This is a genomic window from Streptomyces sp. P5F9, assembly GCF_057961495.1.
In genome coordinates, this window is sequence record NZ_JBXVPZ010000360.1 from 1 (window position 1) to 10,233 (window position 10,233).

The window sequence follows — 10,233 nt, forward strand, 5'->3', positions numbered from 1 at the left end:
TGCTGCGCGACAAGAGGCTGTTCACCTCCGCTCCACCGGTCACGCAGGCGGCTTGACACGGTCATTGAGATTCTCCTCGTGTGTTGTGTGTTGTGTGTCGCTCGTCGCGGTTGCGGCGAGTCAGCTGTTGCCGATGACGGCCTTGCCGCGGATGCCCCCCTGGGACAGGGACTGCAGCGCCTGCGGAGTCTGGTCGAAGCCGACCACCTTCCCTACGACCGGACGCAGAACGCCCTGGTCGATGAGGGTGGTGATCTGTCGGAGCTGGTCGCCGCTGGCGTGCATGAGCAGGAACTCGTACGTCACACCGAGCTTCTTCGCCTGCTTGCGGATCTTGCGGCTCAGGCCGGCGACTGCCAGGCGCAGCAGTGGGTTCAGACCGGCTTCGCGGGCGAACGCGGGTTCCGGGGGGCCGGCGATCCCGATGGCTTTGCCGCCGGGCCTGAGCACCCTTAGAGACTTCTGGAGATTCTCACCACCGAGACTGTCCAACACCAGGTCGTAGCCGGTCAGGAGCTGCTCGAAGTCCTGGGTGCGGTAGTCGATCACCGTGTCCGCGCCGAGCGCGCGTACGAAGTGCGCGTTGGAAGCGCTGGTGGTCGCGGCGACGCTCGCGCCGAGGTGCGCGGCGAGCTGGATCGCGATCGAGCCGACCCCGCCGGCGCCGGCGTGGATGAGAACCTTCTGCCCGGGCCGCACCTTCCCGCGCTCCACCAGGGCCTGCCACGCCGTCAGCGCCACCAGCGGCAGCGAGCCCGCCGCTTCCATGCTGATCGAAGCGGGCTTGAGCGCCAGGTCGCCCTCCGCTACGGCGATGCGCTCGGCGAACGTGCCGATGCGGTCCTTGTCGGGCCGGCCGTAGACCTCGTCTCCGGGCTTGAAGCCGCGAACTGCCGCCCCGACGCCGATGACGGTGCCCGCGACGTCGTGGCCCAGGATCAGCGGCAGCTTGTAGGGCAGGATCTGCTTGAACTCACCGGCTCGGATCTTCTCGTCCAGCGGGTTCAGCCCGGCGGCCTCCACCCGGACGAGCACGTCGTGCTCCCCCACCGTGGGCTCCGGGACGTCCGCCTCCTGCAGCGGCTCCTTGTACTTGGTGACGACGAACGCTCTCATGGGGCGCCGCTCCTTGTCTTGATCCTATTTATCCGGGTCTGAGAACAGATCAGCCAATTCAGCGCGCCATCTGAGGCCTCGCTTCACCGAATCAACCCGAGTACACTCAATCATGAGTCTACTCAGAAATATTGTCAAGGGAGGTCCCCATGGGGCGCGGTCACATGCCGATCGGGCGCCGCGAGCGGGCCAAACAGGCCAAGCGCGAGCGCATCATGACCGCAGCCCGCGAGTTGTTCGTCGAACACGGCGTCGGCGGGGTCACGACACAGCAGATCGCCGACCGGGCCGAAGTCGCGATCGGCACCCTCTACCTGTACGCGTCCACGAAGGCCGAGTTGCTGATCATGGTGCAGAACGAGAAGTTCGCCGCTGCCATCGACGTCGGCCTCACCGCCGCGAACGCCGCCCTCGGGCAGGGCGTGCTGGAGCCGGTCGTCGCTCTCATCCGTCCCGTGGTGGAGTGTCTGAGGGAGCACATCGAGAACGGCCGCACATACCTGCACGAACTCGTCTTCGGCGACCCGGCCGAGCCCTACCGGCAAGCGGGTCTAGTCCTTGCCGGCCGTCTTGAGGACGGCATCACCGGCCTGCTCACCCACGACGACTACATCGGTGCCGCCGACGCGCCGACGCTGGCGCGGGTGATCACCGCGATCATCCACATCAGCACCACCGCCACCGCGTACCTGCACCGCAGCGCCGAAGCCGTCCTCGCCGACATCCGCGGCCAGATTCACGCCGCCCTGGTACCCCGCCACCGCGCCGAATGACCAGCTCGTTCCACGAGCGAACCACCGAACACCACCCGAGGGGCACCCCATGAGCACGCGTTACGACGTCGTCGTCCTCGGCGCCGGCCCGGGCGGGTGCGTCGCCGCGGTCCGCGCAGTTCAGAGGCGACTGGAGCCGCATCACCGCAGGTCATCGCCCCAAGGTAGACAACTTCAAGAAGATCTCCTCGGCGACCGATGTACAGCACCGCGAGGTCGCCGACCTGTCACGAGCAGGTGTGGGACCGCGACCAGAGGCTCCGCTCCTGATCATGCAGTGCCACCCCGGAAGGGGGCCGGCCGGACTCACTCCGGTCGACCCCTCCATCGCGCGCACTCGCCTGCGTGCACGGCTGTCCCGGCCGTTCGCCGGGTCTCCCTGCCCGGCTCAGCCCTGCGCCAGTTCTGCCACGGGCTGCCACTTCTCCCACACCGCGAGACGCTGCTCGTAGTCGGCCTTGGCAATGCCCAGCGGCGCCGAGCCGAAGAAGCAGCGTAGTGGCGGCTCGTCGGCGTCGACGATCTCCAGCACGGCAGCGGCGGACGCGGTCGGATCGCCCGGCGTGCCGACGCGCTTGCGGCGCTGCTCCTGCACTTCCTTGTGGAAGTCGGCGTACGCGGGCAACGGCTCGGAGGTGCTCGACGAGGAGCCCGCCCAGTCGGTGGCGAACCCGCCGGGCTCGATCAGTGTGACCTTGATGCCGAACGGCGCCACTTCCTGGGCCAACGCCTGGCTCATGCCTTCGAGCGCCCACTTCGACGCGTGATAGATCCCGACCAGCGGGAAGGCGCTGATGCCTCCGATGGATGAGACCTGGAGGATGTGGCCGCCGCCCTGCTCGCGCAGGAACGGCAGCGCCGCCTGCGTGATCCACAGTGCACCGAACAGGTTGGTCTCCAGTTGCGCACGCGCTTCGGACTCGGTGAGTTCCTCGACCATGCCGAAGTGGCCGTAACCAGCATTGTTGACCACCACATCGAGGCGCCCGAACCGCTCGTGCGCCTGCCGTACGGCCGCGAAGTCGGCGTCACGGTCCGTCACGTCGAGGCGCAGGGGCAGCAGCCGTTCTCCGTGCTCCGCGCGAAGGTCCTCCAGCGTGGAAAGGTCACGCGCGGTCGCGGCAACCGAATCGCCGCGTTCGAGGGCGGCGATGGCCCACTCCCTGCCGAAGCCGCGTGAGGCACCGGTGATGAACCAGATCTTCTGCGTCATGGTGTGCTCCTCAAGGAAACTCGTCAGCCGTACCGTCAGTACATCGCGGCGTTCCATCCACCAGACAACACTCAGCTCGCAACGCACGCCACACCAACCGGGAACGAATCAACTCCACCGCTCCCGACAACCTCCAGAGTCAGCGGACACACGGATCCGGAACGCCTCGCCCGCTCCGGGCAGTTGCGGGCCGCCGCACGCGCCGCCGACCTCATCGAGAACACGCCGACCGCTTGAACCTGTGCTCCGGCCGGGAAGAAACCGGGTCAGCAGACGGGCACGCGGAAACGCACCCGCCGAGTCCGCTCCGCGTCCGGCGAAGCCGGCCGCTGCCTCATGCGTTCGCCGGACGCGGCGCAGGTGCCAGCGCCCGCCGGATCATCGAGGTCAGGGCGGAGCCGAGCGGGCGCACACACAGCGCGTCCACCGCCGCGAGCCGGGGCAGCCGTAGTTCCCGCGCCGCCCAACGCGGCAGGAGTGAGACCGCGTTGGCGGCGAGCGCGCCATAAAGGAGACGGGCCGCGAGAGGCAGCGGCGGGTTCAGGAGGAGGAAGCGTGCGGTGTCGCGTGCCTGCGGGGTCGCTTCCAGTTCCGGGCGGTACGCGAGAAGACGCTCGGTCAGCTCGGCTCGATTCCGTGGCGGATCGGACACCCCGAGCGCGACGGCGACCCTGGCGGTGTTCTCCACATATCCGTCGTACTCGGCATCCGTCAGGGGACGCGCTCCGTAGCGCTGGTGAGCCCGCAGGAAGCTGTCCACCTCGGCGACGTGGACCCAGCAGAGCAGATGCGGATCGGAGGCGTGGTAGGCCTCACCCCGGCCGGTCTCACCGCGCACCCTCTCGTGCACGGCCCGGACCTGGTCACAGGCCCGCTGCGCCTGCTCGGCGGTGCCGTATGTCGTCGTAGCCAGGAAGGTACTGGTCCGTTGCAGTCGGCCCCAGGGGTCACCGCGGAAACCGGAGTGGGCGGACACGGCTGCCATGGCCAGCGGATGCAGCGACTGGAGGAGCAGGGCGGACAGCCCGCCGATGAACATCGAGGCGTCACCGTGCACTCGGCGGACAGGCTGCTCCGGTCCGAACCAACGCGGGCCGGGGGTGTCGTGGATCCGGGCACGGTTGCGCGGGCCGTCCGGTCCTGCGACACGAGCGAACAGGGCGGCGCCCAACCGTTCCCGCGGGCCGGGACAACCGGCGATGGTGGGTTTCATGACTCACGGCCTTCCGCCAGCCTGTCGTCCATTGTGCAGGGACCCTCCGTCGCCGACGCCGGAGGGTCCCGGGGAAGCGCCGCCCGTCGGTCCCGGTGCGGGGAGACGACAAGCACGCATTCCGCCTTTCTTTCCGTGCCGGACGCACCTTTGGATGCGGACCGGGGAGAGAGCTTTTCCAACGGTGCGAACCCGGCCGTGACGCCGTGGGGTGAAGCCTGCCGAAAAGCCACGCCGCAGGTCGACGTTCATATCGCCGACGAAGCGGACGACGACCTCCAGTTGGTCGGTGATGAGGCGCTCGCATGCGGCATGCCCTGCTTGCTGCCGCCGTGGGAGTAGAGCCTTGCGGAGATCTGTGAGCCAGGGTCTGGGAAACCGACGCCCCCGGTCACAGCGGGCGGCTGCACGCCGGGGTGTTCTGGGGCCGTGAGCGAGAAGCGGAAGCCGGGGGCAGCGACTCCACTCGCGCATACGCCAGGAGAACGTGTTCGTGTCCCACGTACGCGTTCGGGTACGGACAGCGGGCCCGTCACCCACAGGTGCGAGGCTTCCCCGAGCTCAGGCGGCCACCGCATGGCCGGTCGCCAGGCCGGGCAGCACTGCGGCACGCCACGCCCCACCTCCACCCCCCACCCCGTCGAGGGAGCCGTATGTGAGCGATCTCGTCTTCACAGCCGATTTCACCTCCACCGGCCAATGGGTGGCCGGCCGTTCCTGGGCCTATCCCGACGGCGGCCCCACCAACCCCGGCGACAACAAACTGGACCACCTCACCCCCGACCCTGCCTACTCCCGCACCGGAACCTTCCGCGCCACCCGCAGGACCGACGGCTGGTGGAACACCGGACTGCTGACCACCGAGGGAAGCGACGAGGCCTTCACAGTCCGCACCGGCGACCAGCTCCAGGCCCGTGTCCGCCTGCCCAGCGGGCTGGGCGCCTGGCCGGCGATCTGGACCTGGCGCGACGGAGGCAACGAGGTAGACGTCTTCGAGTACCACCCCGACAACCCCGACCTGCTCGAACTCAGCAACCACGTCCGCGAAGGACACACCTACCTCCATCACCCGGCGGTGAGTCCGGGTGCCGTCATCGACCTCGGAGTGGCCTTTGGCCGACGCAGCGTCGTCTGGACACTGAACGGCGCCCAGGTCTTCGCCGACGGCCGGGGCGTCGGATCCGGTTGGCACGCCTACCTCATCGTCAACCTCTCCGTCTGCGCCGGCCTCTACCACCCCCGCCCCGACGCCGAGACCACCGAACTGTCGTACCACGTCGAGAACTTGACGGTGCACCGGCGCGTGATCCCGCACGCGGCAGAATCCCACGACGACGCGACGGCGGCCGAGACGACGACAGCGGACGGCCCACCATGAAAAGCCCCAGGCGGCAGGGTGTCCGGGGCGGGCCGCACTGGTCGTCAGTCGCCGGCGCCGACGGCTCTGCCACCCCGGCCGTCGGCGCGGCAGGCGTCCCTTCGCCCGACTCTCGGCCGACGACGAGACCGTCGACACCACGCTCTGCCGGCTCGTTGCTCACGGAGAGCCGGTGACCCCAGCAGCGACCTCAGCCTCCGCCGCTCTCCCGCACCACGATCCGGTGCCCGATCACCACGCCCCTATAGAGGACGCCCGAGCCAGGGGCGCCGAAACGGTTCAGCAGCAGGGACACCGTCATGCGGGCGATCTCCCGTTCGCCGGGCGAGACCGAGGTGAGGCTGGGCACGCCGAAGCCGACGGCCTCGATGCCGTCGAAGCCGACCGAAGAGGAGACGATGCGGGTCCAACAGGCGTGCGCGCCCCGGCCCGTGACGGATATCGAGGCCGAACTGCTCGAATTCCGGGACACCACCAGGACTGGCAATCCCTGGTCCACCGCGCGCTGACCTCCGGGGTTCCCGCGCCCCGCATCGCACAGCTCACCGGCCTGGACCCACACCTCATCGTCCAGGCTGTCGACAGCTGACCTCCCACCGAATCGACGGAGCCTAAGGGGGCGGGGATCACCGGATTCTCCGGTGTGGCGTCCCCCGCACGGGCTGGGCCGAGAACTCGGGCGACGCCGACGGCAGAAGCGCGGCTGTGCACGGCATCGCGGGAACCTGTGGGTCTCGTCCGGGTTCACCACTCGTGCGGCACGACTTCGGTGACGCGCTGATGGGCATGCGGAAATGCGTGCGGGCGGCGCCTACGCCAGCCTCGTCGTGAGGGCCGAGCCCGATCACGCCGGCCGTCTCGATCAGTTCGGCCTCCTAGTGGCGAGCGCCCCCGTGCTGATTCATTGTGAGCCCTCAGGTCCCTGCCGAACGGCGGCTCATGATGGGTTCGGCCAGCAGTCTCGCCGTTCCGCAGAGGCTCTGGCCGTGCTGGGCGAAGAGTGCGTCACGTGAGTCGAAATGGCCCAGGTCTGTCAGGACGTGGGCCGAGAGGTCGCACGAGGGGCCGGTGGCCGGGCAGACCGTTGTGCCGTCCCAGTCGATCGCCGTCCGGGACAGTGCGTCGAAGAGTGTCTCCGGGCCGGTGTTGGTGAAACCGCCGCCGCTGGATTCGTTCAACTCGTCGAGGTCTCCGAAGAGTTCCGAGACCGTCAGCCACGGTGCGGTGAGACGGCCGTTCCGCGGCGGACCTTCAAGGTGGAACTCCGGCCATGCGAGCACGACTTGGTGCGGCACCAGCCGGTGGACGCGAGGGAAGCGCGGGTACCAGAAGGTGCCGTCGACCAACAGGCCGCGCACGCGCGTGGCCACTCCGGTTGCCCGCGCGACCGCCTCCAGCACCGCCAGCCGCTGACTGCACGAGCCCCGTCCGCGGCGCAGCACCTCCGAGACAGGTCGCGCGTCCTGCACCGAGTACACCGGCCGCACGGCCGTGGCGATCCATCGATGCGCCTGCCGCAGGGCTGCCGTTCGGCAAGCGTCCGAGGCGTCTTCCGTGTCCGTCGGCAGGTCGAGACGGCGCAGCAGGGACGAGACGTTCGGATGCCGCCAGTCGAGAATCCGCGTCGGAGCCGCGCTGCCCGACGCTTCTCCCATGTCGGCGCCACGTGTGCGGACACGGCCTCGCGGCATGAGAAGTGAGCTCGTCATGACGGTGGTCCTCTCCCCCAGCATCCTCCCCGGATGGCGAGACCCATCATGGCAGCATTTTTGAACGCGTTCAACTATGAGGAGGGAAGTGATCCAGGTATCGGGAGATGCCTGCCGTCCGCACGCCCGCGCGCCCGGACAACGGGCGCTCACCGGGCAGAAGAGCCACAGGCCAGGCGCACAGCTCTGCCGCCGACCGAGCCGTCCCAGTGCGCGGCCGCCGCCAGGACGGCCGCGGCCGCGCCCGTTCCGAGGACGGCGCCGGCGACGACGTCGCCCGGGTAGTGCACCCCGGTGTGAACGCGCGAGTAGCCCACGGCAGAGGCCAGCAGTCCGAGAGGGACCGTGACGGCCGGGAACGCGGGCCCGACCGCCGCGGCGAAGGCGACGGCGGACGCCGTGTGACCGGAGGGGAACGATGCGGACGCCGGCATGGGGACGTGCCGACCGGGGAACGGCGAGTCCTCGGCACGGTGCGGGCGTGGCCGCCGTACAAGACGCTTGCCCAGGAGGTTGGCCGTGGTGGACGCGACGCCGATCGCTGCCACGCCGAGCACCGCGGCGCGGCGGGAGCGGCCCGGGCGCAGGGCCAGGGTGGCGGCGATCAGAAGGGAGATCTTGGAGTGATCGGCCGCCGCGGACAGTCGGCGCAGCGCCGAGTCCAGTGCGGGTGTGCTGGTGATCGTCACGGCCTCGTAGAGGGCCTGGTCGAGGCTGGCGAGGTCGCGCAGCAGGCCCTGCGGTACTCGTTGGTGCCGAGTCCGACGGTCAATCATCGCTCTGCTCCTGGTTCTTGTCGCGTGAGGGGGCTGCTCGGTCGTGGCTCTCGCGTGCGTGGGGCGACAGGTCGAAGGCGAGGCGCATGACGCGGTACCAGTCGACGGTCGGTGCGACGTACGGTGCCCCGGGACGTTCCCGTGGCACGCGGACCCGCAGCACGCCGGGCCGTATGGAGCACACGACGGGCGGAGGCAGGACGAGTGCCTCACCGTCCACGGCCACCGGGATCGTCTCCTCGTCGGACTCCACAACGACGCTGCGGGACGTCAGGACCGTCATGCCGCTGGCCCGCTCCCCCAACAGCGCCAGTTCGGCGGCCTGTACGGCGCCCCCGACCCGGACCGCGATCACGCCGAGCTCGCCCGTGTCGAGCCGTTCCCGGCGGCCACCGGTCAGGGGGTCGGCCCGTGCGTAGGGGTTGTTGCTGACCAACACCGCCTGCGGGGCCTCCAACCGCTCTTCGTCGGTCCGGGCACTGAGTGCGGCGCCCGCCTCGCCCGCCAGCAGGTCCGGCAACTGGTCGAGCGCGGTGACCGCTTTGGCGTCGCGGTAGTCGGGGTTCTGCACGATGTGCGCGTACATGCCGAACGAGGCTGTGTTGACGAACGGCCGGCCGGCGATGTCTCCGAGGTCGACGCGGAGTTCCACACCGTCCGAGAGCGCGTCCAGGCTGCTCACCGGATCGTCCCGGTCCAGGCCGAGGTCCATGGCGAAGTGGTTGCGGGTGCCGGCCGTCACGACCATGAACGGCAGACCGTGTTCGGCGGCCACTCCCGCCACCAGGGCCTGGGTGCCGTCGCCGCCGGCCACACCGAGCAGGTCGGCTCCTTCGGCCACGGCCTGCCGGGCCAGTGCCACCGGATCCGGATCCGCGTCGAGGTCGAGCAGGATCACTCGCGCGCCCAGTGCCTCGGCCCGCTCCACGAGTCCGTACTGCACGACCTTCCCGCCGCCCGACTTCGGATTCATGATCAGCACGGCCCGGCGGGGCGGGCGCACCGTGCGGGTGTGCATGCCGTGCGGCTTACGCAGACGGCGCAGGGCACTCCGCGCGCAGCCGAGCGCGGCCGTCCACGCCGCGAGGGCGACCACCGCGACCACCCACAGGCCCGACACGGCGTACAGCACCAGGACGCCGACGGGTGCGGCGATCGCCACAAGGGCACCGAACAGCCGGGCGAATCCGCGGTGCGCCAATGCCCACCACAAGCCCGCGCCGGCCAGTCCGAGACCCGCCAGGCCCAGCAGCAGGATGAACCAATGGTTGGTGCCGGCCACCACCGCGGCCACTGCGCCCGCGATGCACAGCAGGGCGAGGCGAGCCAGGGCTCGCGCCGAGCCGAGACCCTTGTCGGGTCCGTGGCGTTCCGTCTCACGCGTCGTTCTGGTCTCGTTCAATGTGATTCCCCGTCATGCGTGAGGCGGACGGCCGCGATCGCGCGGCGGGTTCTTCGTCTGTCCGTCACACCGGCGATTCATGTCGGTGTCCGTGAAACCTACGCGCTGTGCCCCGCCTCGTCCTCGACCGGGCGCGGTCGGCTGCTCGTGTCCAAGCCGCGATGCGGATCGCGGGACGGCCCGCTCGCGACGACCGTCGAGGACGCCCGGCTGATGTTTTCGGTCATCGCGGACATCGAGGTCGTACGCCCCGACGAGTCCGATTCCCGCAAGGTGGCCGTGGCCGTGCGCAGCCCCCTCGCCGCAGTCGCCGTCAGCAAGCCGTATACGACCGCCGTACGGGAGGCGGCCGGACTGCTGAACAGGGCCGGTCACACCGTGCGCCGCGCCGACCCGCCGTATCCGCTGTCGCTGAGCACCACCTCCCTCGCGCACTGGACGGCGGGCACCTCGGTGGACGCGGCGGGGCTCGACCCGCGGAAGCTGACGCGGCGCACACGGGTGCACGCGGCGATCGGGCGGCGGTTCGTGAAGAGCGTGCGCACCGGCAAGGGCCAGGAGCAGCTCCGGGAGCGCCTGGCGCCGTTCTTCGCCGAGTACGACATCCTGCTGACCGCGGCGCTGGCCCGCCGCTCTCCCAAGGCCGGGCCGTG

General features: G+C 69.9%; 10 protein-coding genes and 2 pseudogenes. 5 read left to right on the forward strand and 7 right to left on the reverse strand.

The window, feature by feature from the left end; translation table 11 throughout:
* Nucleotides 1-120 precede the first annotated feature (120 nt).
* Nucleotides 121-1,116, reverse strand: a complete 996-nt coding sequence (locus AC31A1_RS38160; protein WP_489657680.1) for an NADP-dependent oxidoreductase — start codon at nucleotides 1,114-1,116, stop codon at nucleotides 121-123.
* 149 nt (nucleotides 1,117-1,265) lie between these two features.
* Between AC31A1_RS38160 and AC31A1_RS38165 the strand changes: the two genes are divergently transcribed.
* Nucleotides 1,266-1,889 (forward strand): TetR/AcrR family transcriptional regulator, encoded by a 624-nt coding sequence (locus tag AC31A1_RS38165; protein WP_489657681.1) that lies wholly within the window; start codon nucleotides 1,266-1,268, stop codon nucleotides 1,887-1,889.
* A 388-nt stretch (nucleotides 1,890-2,277) separates the two neighbouring features.
* On the opposite strand, the gene AC31A1_RS38170 is transcribed toward AC31A1_RS38165, so the two are convergent.
* A complete protein-coding gene (locus tag AC31A1_RS38170; protein ID WP_489657682.1) occupies nucleotides 2,278-3,102 on the reverse strand; it encodes an SDR family oxidoreductase in 825 nt (274 codons plus the stop codon).
* A 334-nt stretch (nucleotides 3,103-3,436) separates the two neighbouring features.
* Nucleotides 3,437-4,315 (reverse strand): oxygenase MpaB family protein, encoded by an 879-nt coding sequence (locus AC31A1_RS38175; protein ID WP_489657683.1) that lies wholly within the window; start codon nucleotides 4,313-4,315, stop codon nucleotides 3,437-3,439.
* A gap of 135 nt (nucleotides 4,316-4,450) precedes the next feature.
* Between AC31A1_RS38175 and AC31A1_RS38180 the strand changes: the two genes are divergently transcribed.
* Nucleotides 4,451-4,657: a hypothetical protein gene (locus tag AC31A1_RS38180; RefSeq protein ID WP_489657684.1), complete on the forward strand. Its 207-nt coding sequence runs from the start codon at nucleotides 4,451-4,453 to the stop codon at nucleotides 4,655-4,657.
* 313 nt (nucleotides 4,658-4,970) lie between these two features.
* A complete protein-coding gene (locus tag AC31A1_RS38185; RefSeq protein WP_489657685.1) occupies nucleotides 4,971-5,693 on the forward strand; it encodes a LamG domain-containing protein in 723 nt (240 codons plus the stop codon).
* Nucleotides 5,694-5,883: 190 nt separating this feature from the next.
* On the opposite strand, the gene AC31A1_RS38190 is transcribed toward AC31A1_RS38185, so the two are convergent.
* Nucleotides 5,884-6,165, reverse strand: coding sequence for a hypothetical protein (locus AC31A1_RS38190; protein WP_489657689.1), 282 nt, complete (start codon nucleotides 6,163-6,165; stop codon nucleotides 5,884-5,886).
* Between AC31A1_RS38190 and AC31A1_RS38195 the strand changes: the two are divergent.
* Nucleotides 6,092-6,282, forward strand: a pseudogene (locus tag AC31A1_RS38195) (DUF6003 family protein). The gene AC31A1_RS38190 and the pseudogene AC31A1_RS38195 overlap by 74 nt on opposite strands.
* A gap of 325 nt (nucleotides 6,283-6,607) precedes the next feature.
* On the opposite strand, the gene AC31A1_RS38200 reads toward AC31A1_RS38195, so the two are convergent.
* From AC31A1_RS38200 to AC31A1_RS38210, 3 genes are all read right to left on the reverse strand, one after another.
* Nucleotides 6,608-7,402: a transglutaminase domain-containing protein gene (locus tag AC31A1_RS38200; RefSeq protein WP_489657686.1), complete on the reverse strand. Its 795-nt coding sequence runs from the start codon at nucleotides 7,400-7,402 to the stop codon at nucleotides 6,608-6,610.
* A gap of 149 nt (nucleotides 7,403-7,551) precedes the next feature.
* Nucleotides 7,552-8,178 (reverse strand): phosphatase PAP2 family protein, encoded by a 627-nt coding sequence (locus AC31A1_RS38205; protein WP_489657687.1) that lies wholly within the window; start codon nucleotides 8,176-8,178, stop codon nucleotides 7,552-7,554.
* On the reverse strand, nucleotides 8,171-9,580 hold the full coding sequence (locus AC31A1_RS38210) for a diacylglycerol/lipid kinase family protein (protein WP_489657688.1): 1,410 nt from the start codon (nucleotides 9,578-9,580) through the stop codon (nucleotides 8,171-8,173). The genes AC31A1_RS38205 and AC31A1_RS38210 overlap by 8 nt, the downstream gene beginning before the upstream one ends.
* Nucleotides 9,581-9,748: 168 nt before the next feature.
* Between AC31A1_RS38210 and AC31A1_RS38215 the strand changes: the two are divergent.
* A pseudogene (locus tag AC31A1_RS38215) lies at nucleotides 9,749-10,233 on the forward strand (amidase family protein); the annotation flags it as partial.

What these genes read in the sequence shown, in the direction of transcription:
- AC31A1_RS38160 (WP_489657680.1), bottom strand. Translation starts at nt 1,116, where the DNA reads ATGAGAGCGTTCGTCGTCACCAAGTACAAGGAGCCGCTGCAGGAGGCG.
- AC31A1_RS38165 (WP_489657681.1), top strand. Translation starts at nt 1,266, where the DNA reads ATGGGGCGCGGTCACATGCCGATCGGGCGCCGCGAGCGGGCCAAACAG.
- AC31A1_RS38170 (WP_489657682.1), bottom strand. Translation starts at nt 3,102, where the DNA reads ATGACGCAGAAGATCTGGTTCATCACCGGTGCCTCACGCGGCTTCGGC.
- AC31A1_RS38175 (WP_489657683.1), bottom strand. Translation starts at nt 4,315, where the DNA reads ATGAAACCCACCATCGCCGGTTGTCCCGGCCCGCGGGAACGGTTGGGC.
- AC31A1_RS38200 (WP_489657686.1), bottom strand. Translation starts at nt 7,402, where the DNA reads ATGACGAGCTCACTTCTCATGCCGCGAGGCCGTGTCCGCACACGTGGC.
- AC31A1_RS38205 (WP_489657687.1), bottom strand. Translation starts at nt 8,178, where the DNA reads ATGATTGACCGTCGGACTCGGCACCAACGAGTACCGCAGGGCCTGCTG.